This window comes from Actinobacillus minor NM305, from assembly GCF_000175195.1.
Lineage (GTDB): Bacteria > Pseudomonadota > Gammaproteobacteria > Enterobacterales > Pasteurellaceae > Haemophilus_A > Haemophilus_A minor.
Window position 1 is genome coordinate 1 of record NZ_ACQL01000031.1, and the last position, 14,041, is coordinate 14,041.

At 39.5% G+C, this 14,041-nt stretch carries 14 protein-coding genes and 1 pseudogene; 12 read left to right on the forward strand and 3 right to left on the reverse strand.

What is annotated here, in order from left to right; translation table 11 throughout:
• The 7 genes and pseudogenes from AM305_RS00895 to AM305_RS00925 all read left to right on the forward strand — a co-directional run.
• Window positions 1–395 (forward strand): annotated as a pseudogene (locus AM305_RS00895) (ash family protein); the annotation flags it as partial.
• Window positions 388–573: a hypothetical protein gene (locus AM305_RS00900; protein WP_005822235.1), complete on the forward strand. Its 186-nt coding sequence runs from the start codon at window positions 388–390 to the stop codon at window positions 571–573. The pseudogene AM305_RS00895 and the gene AM305_RS00900, both read left to right, overlap by 8 nt.
• Window positions 566–904: a hypothetical protein gene (locus AM305_RS00905; RefSeq protein ID WP_005822237.1), complete on the forward strand. Its 339-nt coding sequence runs from the start codon at window positions 566–568 to the stop codon at window positions 902–904. Before AM305_RS00900 ends, AM305_RS00905 begins: the two co-directional genes overlap by 8 nt.
• 1 nt (window position 905) lies before the next feature.
• Window positions 906–3,020, forward strand: coding sequence for a DUF927 domain-containing protein (locus tag AM305_RS00910; RefSeq protein ID WP_005822239.1), 2,115 nt, complete (start codon window positions 906–908; stop codon window positions 3,018–3,020).
• A 307-nt stretch (window positions 3,021–3,327) separates the two neighbouring features.
• The gene (locus tag AM305_RS00915; RefSeq protein WP_005822242.1) at window positions 3,328–3,810 is read left to right on the forward strand and encodes a Mor transcription activator family protein; all 483 of its coding nucleotides are present in this window, start codon (window positions 3,328–3,330) and stop codon (window positions 3,808–3,810) included.
• Window positions 3,788–4,663 (forward strand): hypothetical protein, encoded by an 876-nt coding sequence (locus AM305_RS00920; RefSeq protein ID WP_005822244.1) that lies wholly within the window; start codon window positions 3,788–3,790, stop codon window positions 4,661–4,663. The genes AM305_RS00915 and AM305_RS00920 overlap by 23 nt, the downstream gene beginning before the upstream one ends.
• Window positions 4,664–4,671: 8 nt before the next feature.
• A complete protein-coding gene (locus AM305_RS00925; protein WP_005822246.1) occupies window positions 4,672–5,577 on the forward strand; it encodes a hypothetical protein in 906 nt (301 codons plus the stop codon).
• Between the two features lie 451 nt (window positions 5,578–6,028).
• Here the strand turns inward: AM305_RS00925 and glpE are convergent, their stop codons facing one another.
• Window positions 6,029–6,352 (reverse strand): thiosulfate sulfurtransferase GlpE, encoded by a 324-nt coding sequence (glpE, locus tag AM305_RS00930; RefSeq protein ID WP_035293575.1) that lies wholly within the window; start codon window positions 6,350–6,352, stop codon window positions 6,029–6,031.
• A gap of 158 nt (window positions 6,353–6,510) precedes the next feature.
• Between glpE and exbB the strand changes: the two genes are divergently transcribed.
• From exbB to AM305_RS00950, 4 genes are all read left to right on the forward strand, one after another.
• A complete protein-coding gene (exbB, locus tag AM305_RS00935; protein WP_005818912.1) occupies window positions 6,511–6,960 on the forward strand; it encodes a TonB-system energizer ExbB in 450 nt (149 codons plus the stop codon).
• Window positions 6,961–6,999: 39 nt separating this feature from the next.
• On the forward strand, window positions 7,000–7,386 hold the full coding sequence (gene exbD, locus AM305_RS00940; protein ID WP_005818911.1) for a TonB system transport protein ExbD: 387 nt from the start codon (window positions 7,000–7,002) through the stop codon (window positions 7,384–7,386).
• 9 nt (window positions 7,387–7,395) lie between these two features.
• Entirely contained in the window at window positions 7,396–8,325 is a 930-nt protein-coding gene (locus AM305_RS00945) for a TonB family protein (RefSeq protein ID WP_005822250.1), read from the forward strand.
• Between the two features lie 69 nt (window positions 8,326–8,394).
• Window positions 8,395–8,901, forward strand: coding sequence for a DUF2301 domain-containing membrane protein (locus AM305_RS00950; protein WP_005822252.1), 507 nt, complete (start codon window positions 8,395–8,397; stop codon window positions 8,899–8,901).
• Between the two features lie 131 nt (window positions 8,902–9,032).
• Here AM305_RS00950 and proA read toward each other — a convergent pair whose 3' ends face one another.
• The gene (gene proA, locus AM305_RS00955; protein WP_005822253.1) at window positions 9,033–10,286 is read right to left on the reverse strand and encodes a glutamate-5-semialdehyde dehydrogenase; all 1,254 of its coding nucleotides are present in this window, start codon (window positions 10,284–10,286) and stop codon (window positions 9,033–9,035) included.
• Between the two features lie 85 nt (window positions 10,287–10,371).
• Between proA and mutL the strand changes: the two genes are divergently transcribed.
• Window positions 10,372–12,312: a DNA mismatch repair endonuclease MutL gene (mutL, locus tag AM305_RS00960; protein ID WP_005822255.1), complete on the forward strand. Its 1,941-nt coding sequence runs from the start codon at window positions 10,372–10,374 to the stop codon at window positions 12,310–12,312.
• A gap of 8 nt (window positions 12,313–12,320) precedes the next feature.
• Here the strand turns inward: mutL and recN are convergent, their stop codons facing one another.
• A complete protein-coding gene (gene recN / locus AM305_RS00965; RefSeq protein ID WP_005822257.1) occupies window positions 12,321–14,000 on the reverse strand; it encodes a DNA repair protein RecN in 1,680 nt (559 codons plus the stop codon).
• Window positions 14,001–14,041: the final 41 nt, after the last annotated feature.

Consider the following 14,041-nt stretch of genomic DNA (forward strand, 5'->3'; position numbering starts at 1 on the left):
TGGCGAACACTAGCACGCCTTTCTATTACCGTGCTTTTTTTGTTCGTAGCACACACACACCCAAAGAAAACGCCTTGAGCGTTGTTCTCTCTATGGTGGCGTGTAATGGGAAAGGTTCGCCCTTTGCTGTGTTCCATATGTCGCAGTTTTCCAGCCCGTTACACGTTACCGCCCAAACCCTGGAAAGTTTAGCGGTAGCCCTACAAGTATTACATATGGAGCTATCAGCGATGATCTACCTATTCAAAGCCGTAAGCCGTAGAGACTTACGCAACACAACAAAACCTATTCATGCCTTCCCTTGCTATACCCTACGCATTAAAGCCGAGAGTTTAGAGCAAGCCAAATCTATTGTATGCCCTTTATTTGCGGTTATGGGGGTGGTTTATGCTTAAAAACAACCTCACACCGGAAAAGCTACTGAAAGAAATTGAGCATGTCGAAGTATGGACACAATGGGCGAAGGAACTCACGGAAGAAGGAAGCCTAGAGCGTGCCTATTTAGCTTTACAAACGATCAAGAACACGAATTTCATGTATTTAGCAGATGTAGAAGGGGGTAAAAATGCTTAATTACACCGATATATTAAACGCTTACATTGTTATCAATCAAAATAAACCCAAGCTATTAGAAGATTTCAGAAAACAATTGGATGATAGTGAAGCAAACATTATCAACGGTTTATTAAATGTTACCGGAATGATGAAGGCTGTTTCATTATCAGAAGATGAGAACAAAGAAGAATATATCACAGGTAACCTATTATTAGGCTTAAGCGATCTTTTTGCAGAAAATATCAAACTATTACATTCTATTAGTGGAGCAAATAATACTGCAAACTTTTATTTGAATGTTCTTCCTGAAAATCAAAGAACTAAAATTTTAAATATCAGTGGGGAATAATATGAAATTGAAGAAAGCCCCTTATTTAAATAAGCAAGATAATAACCCGCTTAATGAATTATATATTCTTGCGGGAAGTGATGCATTTAATAAAGAAAGACTGGCACAAATTATTTTATTTACGCAAGCCGAAAATAATTTACAGCCGATTATTTTAAATAGCGAAAGATTAGCCGAAATTGACCGCTTGCAAATTGCACCGGAAAATAAAAGATATATTTCTATTTTTAAATCTGGCGATTTAAGCGAAAAAGAAAAAAATGCGATTTGTTTAAACATTGCCAAGCACACAAAAGCGGAAATTATTTCATTTGTAGATGAAGCAATGCAACGGGAAAACGTAAGCGATTATATCAACCGCATACGCAACGGGGAGACTATGGCGGAAAAAGTGGCAGAAATGACCGCTAAACCAAGCCAAGACAAAAAACAGCCGTACATTGAACAACGCACCGTAAACGGGATAAGCGGGCTTTACCGTATTACCCCGAAATACGACAATGCAACAGGCGAGCTATTAAGCGAGGCAGAACAATGGTTATCTGATTTTGTGGAAGTAGTGGGAATTGGTACAAGTGAGATCGAAACCTTCATTATTTTACGCTGGACGCCTGAAGGGCAATTATCCCCAATTACCGAAGCCGTCCCGCTTAAAGATTTAGGCGAGCGGGAAGGCTGGAAGCAATTGCGACAACAAGGGCTAAAAATTGCAAATAGTTCTTCAGCCCGCAACTACTTGGCGGATTATTTGCAGTTAAGCGGTAGCCGCCAAAAATGGACGATAACCCACACAACCGGCTGGAAAAATGGCGCATATATTTTGCCTAACGGGGAAATATTGGGAAATCCCGAAACACCGTTACTATTTAAAGGGAAATCCGCAAGCAATAGCGGATACAGCACAAGAGGCACGCTAGAAAGTTGGCAAGAGAACATAGGCAAATATTTAAACGGCAATCCTTCAATGATGTTAGGCGTGGCATGCGCTTTATCTGCTCCCTTAATTGGCGTGATTGAGGCGGACAGTTTTGGCGTACACCTCTATGGCGACTCCACTACCGGCAAAACAACAACCGCACTTGCTTCTATTAGCCTTTATGGTAACCCTGAGCTGCTTAAATTATCGTGGTTCGGTACAACACTAGGCATTTTAAATGAAGGACTGGCGCACAATGATAATCTATTACCGATGGACGAAATCGGGCAAGGGGTAAACCCTCGATACGTTTTTGAAACGTCCTACGCCTTATTTAATGGCGTGGGGAAACTCCAAGGGGCGAAAGATGGCGGAAATCGTGAGCTTTTACGCTGGCGTACTGTGGTATTTTCAACAGGCGAAAAAGACATAGAAACCTATCTTAAAATGAACGGTATTCAAGTCAATGCGGGGCAATTAGTGCGCTTGTTGAATATACCTATTACCAAGGCGAAGCAATACCACGATTTAGCAGACGGTAAGGCACACGCAGACCACATCAACACGGCAAGCCGTCAGCATTATGGCGTGATTGGGCGTTTATGGATTGAGTGGCTACTTGAAAATAAAGCGTTGGCGGTAGAAACCTATCAATGCATTAAAGAAAAATGGCTTTCCCGTTTACCCACAGAGGCAAGCCCGCAAGTTCAACGGGTAGCCGTTAGATTTGCGATCCTTGAAACAGCGTTACAACTTGCCCGAGATTTAACAAGTTGGAGCGTAGAAAGCAATGCAGAAGCAATTTTACACTGTTTTAATGAATGGATAAATGAATATGGCTTACACAGCCGAGAAGATAAGCAAATTATAGACCAAGTAAACGGCTTTTTACAACGTTTTGTAGGGCGATATATTCAAACCCCGATAAACCACGATAGACCGGAACCGCACGATGTAGCGGGATATGCGATCAGTATCAACGAAGAACCGCATTTTTACACGTTCCAACAAGTTTACTTGAATGACATCATCAAGGGATTTAATGAGAAGCAAGCCAATGAAGTGTTATTTAATGCGGGAATGCTAAAACGGAGTAAAGACAGGCGAAATACGCAAAAATTACCGCTTAAAATAGACCCTAAACGGACAAGATGTTACGTTTTAACCCTATTCGATGAAGCAGACGACAACGAAGAATAACAACTAAAAAGAGTGTTTTTTATACTAAAAACGCTCTTTTTTTGTGTTTTGTCCCGCTATTTTTGAAATTGTCCCGCACCTAGCGGGACAATTTTTGACTTGTAACCATTTGAAAATAAAAGAGTTTTCCAAAATTGTCCCGCTGTCCCGCTGTCCCAGCCGTTTTTCTTTAATATATTAAAGAGGGGGTAAAAATCTCAAATTTTTCTACTTGATTTTATACTGTTTTCTTTAAAGTGCTTTAAATGAGTATAAAGCCGTTTTTCTCTAAAATTTCCCCAGTTTTACTTAATAAGGATCTTTTAAAATGGAAAGCGTACTAAAAAAGCTCCCCGAGCTAGAAGCGGATTTAATGGCATTTTTTAGCAAGCGTTACAAACAAGACAAGGCAGAAAAATGCACAGAATTAACCATAAATATATTCTGTAAACATTTTGGCGGTGTAGGTATGTATTTAGCTATGCGAAATGAATGCCGGCTTTTTGAAGCCTGCTTTAATGATTTTATAGCAAACCTTCAAGAAACGCTTTTTACTCAAAAAATTGCAGTAAAAATTGGCGAAATTTTTAGAACGTTTATTTATCGAAATTTTGCGGGGAAGAGTGTTTACTTCCCTATGGTTAGATTACTTGAAGCCAAAAAATTAAAACAAACTATCATATCTTTATATGATAGCGGAATGCATCGTAAGCAAATTTCAGCTTGTCTAAAAATTTCATTGGTGCATGTTTATAAGACTATACAAAAACACAAAGAGAAATTAGAAAATGAACTTAATCGAAATCTTTAAAGCCGGTAAGCGTAAAGACTCCCGAGGTACAGAAATAAACATCACAAGCTTAGACTTACAAGAGGCGGTAAAAGCCTATGATGTAAATACATTTGAAGCCCCCGCAGTGATTGGACACCCTGAACACAACGCCCCCGCTTATGCATGGGTCAAGGCTTTGTATTTAGATGATGATGTTTTAAAAGCAGAATTTCAGCAAGTGGATCCGGATTTTGCAGAAATGGTTGAAAAAGGGCGATTTAAGAAAATTTCAGCCTCTTTCTATTTACCCGATAGCGAACACAACCCAAAAAAAGGGGCTTTATATTTAAGGCACGTAGGATTTTTAGGGGCTATGGCTCCAGCCGTAAAGGGCTTAAAAACGCCCGTTTTTTCAGAAAATGAAATGGGCGTAGTAGATTTTGCTATTTATGATGAACCTTCAGAAATTGAAAAACTGAAGGCAGAAAACGAACGCTTAAAAGTTCAGTTAGCAAGCCGAGAAAAGTCGGATATTTTAGCGTTTGCAGATGGGCTTGTTAGTCAAGGAAAACTAGCCCCCGTAGCAAAACAGCAGGCTATTGAATTATTAAATTTTGCGGAACGTTACGATAAGGGCGATTTTGTAGAATTTGGCGAAAATGAAAGCCTTTTACAAAAAATAAAAGCCTTTTTCAGCACCCAGCCTAAAATTATTGAATTTAGCGAAATTGCAACCAAAGACCGAGCAAAAGAACCGGATTCAGTAGATAGTTTAGTGGAATATCACGAAGAAACCCCGCCGGAATTGATTGATTTGGATCAAAAAATTAGAGCATACGCCCGAGTAAATGGCACAGACTATCAAACCGCTTTACATGTTATTACTAAATGAGCATAAAAATGAGTAACACACTAGCAAATAAACGTATACAAGACCCCGTTTTAACGACCTTAGCACAAGGTTACCACAATGCAGAAATGATTTGCGAAACCCTATTCCCAGTGGTGGAAATTGAGAAAGAGGCGGGCAAAATTCCACAATTTGGGCGTTTAGCGTTTAGACTTTCCTCAACTGTTCGAGAAGTCCACGGGGATTCAAACCGTTTGACCCCTGAAGATATTACAAGCCTCAATGTAGAGCTTGAAGAACACGATTTAGAATACCCTATTGATTATCGCGAAGAAAATGAAGCGAGCTACAAACTGAAAGAATATGCTTTAAGCGTAGTTCAAGATCGCATTACATTAGGGCGAGAAGCAAAAGTAGCGGAATTAGTGCAAAATCCGGATAATTACGACAAAGAAAACGTTATCCAACTCACTTCTAAAAGCGAGAAGGAAAACCCGCTTTTAATTATTGATAAAGGGATTGATACAGTTGCTTCAACCATTGGAAGAAAGCCTAACGTTTGTGTAATTGCCAAAGATGTTTGGGTGGTATTAAAACAAAATCAAGAATTGATTGAGCGTATTAAATACACCCGTACCGGAATTTTAACCCCTGAAGTGTTTGCGGAGATGATTGGCGTTGAAACGGTAAAAATTGGCGGAGCAATGCAAGAGCATGAAGGAAAATTAAAGCCTTTATGGAGTGATTCTATAATTTTGGCTTATGTACCGAAAAAAACAAAAAGCATTTACGAGCCCTCATTTGGTTACACAGTAAGACGTGAAAAAGGCTTATTTGTAGATACCTACTTAGAAAAAGGCGGGAAAGTAAAAATCTTACGTTGTACAGATATTCACAAACCGCACTTATTAGGGAAATCAGCGGGGTACCTAATTAAAGGAGCCCTTAATATCTGATAACCATTGAAACCGATTGAAGTAGCCCAAGAAATGGGCTATATTAAATTTTCAGTAAAAAACCGTTTTACGGTGTATTTTCTACTAAAAAGAAAAATAAAAACACGGGAAGAGGCAAGAAGACATGGGAAGAAGTGAGAAGAAAAAACAGACGTTCGTCAGCTTTAATCCACGTTACTCTACTTTGATTTTATTTTTTAGTACCCAATTAAGTACCCAGTAAAACAAGTGTAAACATTAAAAGCCTTTGTTTTCAATCGCCTATATAATGAATTCGGTTGTGATTATCCCAATTTAAATAAAAAAGCCTCAAGCTGTATAGTTTGAGGCTTTTTGTTTTCTTCGAACTGCCGGAACTCTGGATTTTGAGTAGTACTAAAATAGCACTGAAATAGACAAAGCAAGACCCACAAGTAAAGGGAATAACTTGTTCGATAGTAATTCTGTGAGCTTAAGCCGTTTCAATAGGGAGCTCATTTCTTTGCCATGCATCGAACCCACCTTTTACACTATATACTTGTTCAAAACCTTGTTCGACCAAAAATTGAGCTGCATTTCGGCTACTTACGCCATGATAACAAATCACGATAATCGGCTCGTCATAATCAACCTCATCTAATAGTCGCCCATAACTTTCATTCGTTAAATGAAAAGCACCTTGAGGGTGGCTATAAACATAGCGACGAGCATCACGAATGTCCACTAATGTTGCCCCTTCTTGTTCAAGTAAATGCCAAGCCTGCTCAGGTAAAATCTCCGTAAATGTTTCCATAATTATCTCTCTATTTCAAAAAATTTCGGCAATATAACACAAAATAGTCATTCTCGTTCCTATTATTCTAAGTTGAATTTCTTATCTTATTTAGTATAATTAAGAACTATTTTCAAATGCATTAAAAATTAATGCATGACATTCATTGAACTGAGGAATTTATGGAACAGCTTTTTCAATTTTTACAAAATTATATCGACTACATTATTTTAGGATTATTAGCATTTATGAGCATTGTGCTGGTTTGGAAAATCATTGAACGCCTTATGTTCTACAAGCAAGTGAATGTACAACAATATGACACACAAGAAGAGTTAGAAATTGACCTTACTCGCAATCTCACAACGATTTCAACCATTGGTGCAAATGCCCCTTATATCGGCTTATTAGGTACTGTTATTGGTATTTTATTAACATTCTATCAATTAGGTCATTCTGGTGGCGATATTGATGCGGCATCAATCATGGTTCATCTTTCATTAGCCTTAAAAGCAACAGCAGCAGGTATCTTAGTAGCTATTCCGGCCATGATGTTTTATAGCGGTTTTAATCGAAAAGTGGATGAAAACAAACTCAAATGGCAAGCGTTAAACGCTCGTAAATCAGCATAACAAGCGGTAATTTTTAAGCCATATTTTACGAGGTGTTAAATGAAAAAATTTGATGAGATCAACATCATTCCTTTTATTGATATTATGTTGGTGCTACTTGCTATCGTGCTCGTTACAGCTTCCTTTATTTCACAAGGAAAAATCCAAGTAAATGTGCCGAAAGCGACCACAACTCAAGCGGTAAAAGCTGATGATCTGGCGAAATTGGTTACACTAACCGCAGACAATCAATTTTATTTTAACGATCAACCGATTGATAAATCACAGTTGAATGCTGAAATTGCCCGTTGGAATAAAGAACAAAAAGTGACATTAAAAGTAGATGGCGCAGTTCGTTTTGATAAATTTGTTGAATTAACCGATTTACTGGCAGCAAATCAAATCAAAAATGTAGCGATTGTAACTCGAAAAGAGAATGGCAAATAGGGCGTAAAGATGAATAAACGCAACTCTCGTATTGGTTTAGTTGGCTCTATTGCAATTCATGGCGCCATTGTTGGGAGCGTTTGGGCGGCAATGACCCAACTGCCTCAAGAACCTATCATCGAACAAGAGGTAACGAGCATTTCAATGGAAATGCTCGCCGGTGTGGAGCAACAAGCTCAAGTTGCTGTTGCACCAGAAGATACGCCTGTGCAACCGGAAGTAGAAGAAAAAGAAACGCCAACCCCAGTTGAAGAACTAAAAGAAGAACCTAAAGTAGAACCACAAAAACCATTAAAAGTGGAACCTATTGCCGAAAAACCAAAAGAGAAAAAAGAAAAACCTAAAGAGAAAAAACCTGAACCGCCAAAAGAAAAACCTAAAAAAATCGAAAAAAACATTGAAAAACCGAAAGTCGAAAAACCAAAGCTGATAGAAAAACCGAAACCTGTACTGGAAAAACCGGCTAAACCAATTAAAGCCCTTGAAAAAGGAATTGAAGCTAAAGAAGGTATTGTGGCTAAAGCTGCCCCTAATCTTCCTCAAGCAATTAAAGCACAATCAGGTGTAGCACAAGGTAGCCCAGCTGGTAAAGGTAATATCGGTAGCTCAGCCGGTTCAGACAATGGTAATGCACCGAAAAGCACGGCATCAGGTAATGAAATCAATGCTTATAAAGTCACATTGCAACGGGCTTTACAGCGAAGAGCAAATAATACATATCCTGCGCGTGAAAAAATGATGAGAAAAACCGGAACAGTAACACTGTCATTTTCTGTTTCACCATCAGGACAAGTTACGAATGTACAGGTAATTAATAGCTCTGGAAATTCAAACCTTGATGCGGCGGCAGTTAAAGCGGCACAAGGCACAAAAACAGAAGCTCCACCGGCAGGCTTCCCAAGCAATGTAACAGTTCCAGTTCGCTTTGCGATAGAGTAATTTCTCAAGCGGTTAATTTTTTTGTAAAATTTACAAAGAATTTAACCGCTTTATTTTTATGAGGGCTTTATGGCTGATCCACACATTCAATCCCCAATGGACTTTGGGGATTACCTTACCGTTATCATCTATCGTTCAGGCTTTATTATTGCGACATTGATGATATTTCTCTTACCTTACCAATCTGAACCGGCTCAAAAAGGATTGTTAGTTGCTGGAACAATGCTTGGTTCATCTTTACATCTCTATCTCAAACAATTTCGCTTGATTTTTCAATTCGCTGCTTGGATTGGATTACTTTGTGCTATTTTCAACTTACCAAGCCTAGCATTTGGAGCCATGTTACTTGTCATTGGTGGACTAAGCTATAAAGAATACTTCTGTTTCCGGATTTTTGGGCTTAATTTCCAGCCTATCTTGGTAGGGATTTTATGGTTTGCTGTGTTGTTTGAACAAACGATACTTATTCAAATACTAAGCGGCATTTGTGGTCTTTTACTACTGATTTTAACAATTCAAAAATGGCGTATGCCACTTCATTTTGATATTGGCGATAAAACAAAGTACCAAATTTAATTTACGATTAATCGTGATAAATAAACATCTATAGCAAAAATAGTTGGTAAAATAATAATTATTACCAACTATTTTGTCCTATATGCCTAAAATAATGGTCACCAAAAGTATTTTGAGGTGATTTTAAAAATTTATGCCCTAGAAAGATAATCTCCCTCACATACCCATTTATATGTGGTAAGTGCTTCTAAGCCCATTGGACCACGAGCGTGGAGTTTTTGGGTGCTTACTGCGACTTCTGCCCCTAAACCAAATTCGCCACCATCGGTAAAGCGTGTACTTGCATTGATGTATACCGCTGCTGCATCCACTTGTGCGACAAATTGGCGGGCGAGCTGATAGTCAGAGGTTAAAATGGATTCAGAATGTTGAGAACCATACTCTCGGATATGTGCCACCGCAGCACTCAAGCCTTCTACAACAACAAGATTTAAATCCAGTGAGAGCCATTCTTGGCGTAGTTTTGCCGGATCAAGCGGTTCAATTCCTTCACTTTTTTGCAAATCGTCCGTATGCAGTGTTACGCCAAGAGATTTCATACGTTCAACTAATTTTGGTAAGAAGCTATCAGCAATCGCTTTATCAACTAAGAGAGTTTCGAGTGTATTACACGTGCTTGGTCGTTGTGTTTTCGCATTAGCGATCACATCAAGCGCTTTGTCTTGGTCTGCGCTTTTTTCCACAAATAAGTGACAAACCCCGATTCCGCCGACAATTACCGGAATGGTTGAATTTTCTTTACAGAATTGATGTAAACCGGCACCACCACGAGGAATAACCATATCAATGTAGCGATCGAGTTTAAGAAGCTCAAGGAGTAAAGCGCGATCCGGATTAGTAATGGCTTGTACGGCGAATTTAGGGAGTCCGGCAGTTTCTAAGGCTTGTTGTACGACCTCAACTAAAATTGCATTGGTAAATTTGGTCTCTTTTCCACCACGTAAAATCACTGCGTTACCCGTTTTTAAGCAGAGAGATGCCACATCAATGGTTACATTTGGGCGAGCTTCGTAAATAGTTAAAATAACGCCGAGAGGAACGCGTTGGCGTTCAATTTTCAAGCCTGAATTCAGTACGCCACCATCAATAATTTGCCCAACAGGATCTGCAAGTTTGGCAACATGGCGTACATCATTTGCAATCCCTTGTAAGCGACTTTTTGTGAGCAATAGGCGATCAATAATGGCGGAAGAGATGCCTTGTGATTGAGCAAACTCAATATCTTTAGCGTTGGCAGCCAAGATTTCCACAGAGCGTGCTTCTAGTGTGTCTGCAATGGTTAAAAGTGCGTGATTTTTTTGCACGTTGCCAAATTGTGCCATTTCAATGCTGGCAAGCTTGGCTTGCTGTGCAATCTGGAGAATATCTGATGTGAGTGAACTCATTGAGCGATCCTATTTCTGACTAAACATAAATTATTCGCAAATTATGCTAAAATCTTCAAAATTGCAATCATTCTCTTAATAAAATATGACGAAAAATCTTATTCATATCTTGCCACCACAATTAGCTAACCAAATCGCTGCCGGAGAAGTGGTCGAACGCCCAGCCTCGGTGGTTAAAGAGCTTGTTGAAAATAGTTTAGATGCCGGCGCAAACCAAATTCACATTGAGATTGAAAAAGGGGGCGCTCAGCTGATTAAGATTCGAGATAACGGTTGTGGTATTGCTAAGCAAGACCTTGCCTTAGCGCTGGCTCGTCATGCAACCAGTAAGATTGCAACTTTAGAAGATTTAGAGTGTATTTTGAGTTTGGGCTTTCGTGGCGAAGCTTTGGCAAGTATCAGCTCTGTTTCTCGTTTAACATTAACTTCACGTCCTGAAGGTCAAACAGAAGCATGGCAAGCTTATGCGCAAGGGCGAGAGATGACGGTAGAAATTCAGCCTGCTTCTCATCCTGTCGGGACAACAGTGTCGGTTGCCAATTTATTTTTTAATACGCCGGCACGCCGTAAATTTTTACGCACCGATAAAACGGAATTCCAGCATATTGATGAGGTAATTCGCCGAATTGCATTAGCTAAACCGCATGTTACTTTTATTTTGTCTCATAATGGCAAAGTGGTTCGACAATATCGTAAGGTATTAGATAACTCGGTAGAGCAACAACAAAAACGTGTTGCAGCGATTTGTGGCGATGCATTTATTCAACAGGCCACTCATATTGATTGGCAACATGGCGATTTACATTTGCATGGTTGGGTTGGTATGCCAACGCTTGCCCGTACGCAAAATGATTTATGTTATAGCTATGTAAATGGGCGAATGATGCGAGATAAAACCATTAACCACGCCATTCGTCAAGCATATGGTGATAGTATTGCGCAAGGTGATTATCCGGCATTTGTTATCTTTTTAGATTTAGACCCAAGCCATGTAGATGTGAATGTTCATCCCGCGAAACATGAAGTGCGTTTTCATCAGGGGCGTTTAGTGCATGACTTTATTTTGCAAGGTGTACATCAGACATTACAGCAGCAAGCACCACTTGCTTTGATGTTAGAAAGCCACACTGATGAAATTCATGAGGCCGTTCCAGTTTATTCACAAGATACAAATCGAGCTGCGGCTGGCGAGAATATTTTTGCGGGGCAGATGGCGTCTTCCACAAAATATCACGGGCATTCCGGTGGGAATGGTGGACGAACAACATTTTCATCGCATATCCCAACAAAATCATCTTCACCTTCGGCACAACGTTGGTATAACGAGCTTATTACAACAGAAAAATGTGAGGAAGACGATTTTCATCAGCCTGTTGCAATTTTTTACCAAGATACGGCAAAACAGTCGGAACCAGAACGCTTATCTACTCACGTTGAACGAGCGTTACCATTAAATTCGGAAACGTTATCTGTTCCTCATTCACATGCAACTGTTTTAGCGATTGTGCAACAACAAGCGGCATTATTAAAAGAGCATGAAAGCTTTTTCCTCTTGCCTTTAACCAAATTAGGGCAGTGGCATTGGTTAGAACGACTTAAATCAGGCGAAAGTCAATCATTGCTGATTCCACTCACACTTACTTTGGAAGAAGAACAAAACGCTGTTTGGTCTCAACTCAAAGATGAGTTAGCGAAATGGGGCTTCCAAATCAGTGAGAAAAATTGGCAAGGCAAAGTGCGGCTTTCTATGAGTGCCGTACCAAAAGGGTTACGTGAACAAAATTTACAGCAGTTGCTCTTACTGCTTCTTCAAATTTATGCCGTTACACATTCAAGACAGCAAGGTAAACAAGCGGTTGAATTAGATGATTTTTTTGCAAAATTTTATCAAAAACCAACCGCTTGGAGTGTAGCTGATGCCATTACGTTATTAGCAGAATTAGAGCAACATGACAGCAAATTGTTGCAAACATGGAAGATTCCCGTTGATTTCGGTCATTACTTAGTTGAAGCTGATGTCGCTTAACCGCTTGATTATTCAGCAGCTGCTAGATCTAACATCTCTTGAGCATTGGCTAAAACCGCATCAGTAATTTTGCTTCCACCAAGTAAACGAGCAAGGGCGTGTACACGCTCTTTCTCAGACAGTAAGCTCATTTGCGTTTCGGTTTGGTTATCTTGCACATATTTTTGAACATTAAAATGATGATGCCCATAGCTTGCCACTTGCGGTAAGTGCGTGACACACAGCACCTGACATTTATTACCAAGCTGGCGGAGCAATTTACCGACAGTTGTTGCAGCAGCGCCACTAATGCCAACATCCACTTCATCAAAGATAATGGTTGGTGTTGAGAGTTTATTGGCGGTTAAAACTTGAACGGCTAAAGAAATACGAGAAAGTTCGCCCCCTGAGGCAATTTTTGCTAAGGGTTGAGCCGTTTGTCCGAGATTGCTGCGCAAATTAAATTCGACAAAATCCGCACCATGAGGCGTTAATTTTTTCGGATCATGTTGTACATCAATAAAGAACTCACCATTTTCCATTGAGAGCTGTTTGATTTGCTGAGTTACTTGTTCCGCCAGCTTTTGTGCAGCAGCTAAACGTTGCTGATAAATCTGCTCTGCTAGCATTAAACAAGCCTGATGTGCTTTTTTCTCATCTTCAATGAGCTTTTCTTCATTCTCTTCAAAATCCACTAAAGTTTGTAGCTCTTGCAGCAATACTTGATGATGTTGCCAAAGTTCGTGAGGCGAGACATAATGTTTTTTCGCTAGGCTCATTGTTTTGGCAATACGTTCATCTAACTCACTGAGTAATTCAGGATCTTGTTCGATGTGATTAGCTAATTGATGCACTTCAGAACTCGCTTCTTGTACTTGAATCAATGCTTCATTGAGCATATCCAGAGCAGACTGATACTGAGAGTCTACTTCAACTAAATCTTCTAAATGGCGAATAGCTTTGTAGATTAGAGAATCGGCATTAACACTATCTTCACTTAATAGATCCTGTACAGATTGTGAAAGCTCGATTAAAGATTCTGCATTAGATAAACGATTATGCGTTTCTTCCATTTCCTCAAATTCGCCTTCTTTAATGGCAAATTCATCGAGCTCATCAACCTGATATTGGAGTAATTGTCGGCGTGCTTCATTTTCTTGGCATTGCTGGCGAAAATTTTTAACCTGTTGATGAAGTTTGCGCCATTGTTGATATTGAGCTTGCATTTGAACTAAATAAGGCTGAATGCTTGCATAGTTATCAACAATTTCTAGTTGGTATTCACTTTTTAGTAATAGTTGTGGCGCATGTTGCCCGTTTAAGTGAATAAGGTATTGCCCGAGTTCTCGTAGCTGTGAAACAGGTAATGGGCGATTATTTACAAAGGCCTTTGAACGCCCTTCGAGGTTAATCATGCGGCGTAAAATGCACTCATAAGGATTATCTTCATCCAATAATTCTTGTTCTTTAAGCCATAAATAAGCAGGGCTATCAGGCTGCATCTGGAATGTTGCAGTAATATCTGCTTTATCTGCCCCATTTCGAATCATACTGCTTTCAGAACGATAACCAAGACACAAGCCTAATGCATCAATCCCGATAGATTTACCAGCCCCTGTTTCCCCTGTGATAACAGACATGCCTTCGTTAAGTTCAAGATTAAGATGGCGAACAATAGCAAAATTATTGATAGTCAGTTGAGTAAGCATAAAAAACACCTGAATAAAAATTTACTGTATATATAGTACTA

Excerpts from the sequence above, each read along its gene's own strand:
- AM305_RS00900 (WP_005822235.1), top strand. The coding sequence starts at position 388 with ATGCTTAAAAACAACCTCACACCGGAAAAGCTACTGAAAGAAATTGAG.
- AM305_RS00905 (WP_005822237.1), top strand. The coding sequence starts at position 566 with ATGCTTAATTACACCGATATATTAAACGCTTACATTGTTATCAATCAA.
- AM305_RS00910 (WP_005822239.1), top strand. The coding sequence starts at position 906 with ATGAAATTGAAGAAAGCCCCTTATTTAAATAAGCAAGATAATAACCCG.
- AM305_RS00915 (WP_005822242.1), top strand. The coding sequence starts at position 3,328 with ATGGAAAGCGTACTAAAAAAGCTCCCCGAGCTAGAAGCGGATTTAATG.
- AM305_RS00920 (WP_005822244.1), top strand. The coding sequence starts at position 3,788 with ATGAACTTAATCGAAATCTTTAAAGCCGGTAAGCGTAAAGACTCCCGA.
- AM305_RS00925 (WP_005822246.1), top strand. The coding sequence starts at position 4,672 with ATGAGTAACACACTAGCAAATAAACGTATACAAGACCCCGTTTTAACG.
- exbB (WP_005818912.1), top strand. The coding sequence starts at position 6,511 with ATGGAACAGCTTTTTCAATTTTTACAAAATTATATCGACTACATTATT.
- exbD (WP_005818911.1), top strand. The coding sequence starts at position 7,000 with ATGAAAAAATTTGATGAGATCAACATCATTCCTTTTATTGATATTATG.
- AM305_RS00945 (WP_005822250.1), top strand. The coding sequence starts at position 7,396 with ATGAATAAACGCAACTCTCGTATTGGTTTAGTTGGCTCTATTGCAATT.
- AM305_RS00950 (WP_005822252.1), top strand. The coding sequence starts at position 8,395 with ATGGCTGATCCACACATTCAATCCCCAATGGACTTTGGGGATTACCTT.
- proA (WP_005822253.1), bottom strand. The coding sequence starts at position 10,286 with ATGAGTTCACTCACATCAGATATTCTCCAGATTGCACAGCAAGCCAAG.
- mutL (WP_005822255.1), top strand. The coding sequence starts at position 10,372 with ATGACGAAAAATCTTATTCATATCTTGCCACCACAATTAGCTAACCAA.
- recN (WP_005822257.1), bottom strand. The coding sequence starts at position 14,000 with ATGCTTACTCAACTGACTATCAATAATTTTGCTATTGTTCGCCATCTT.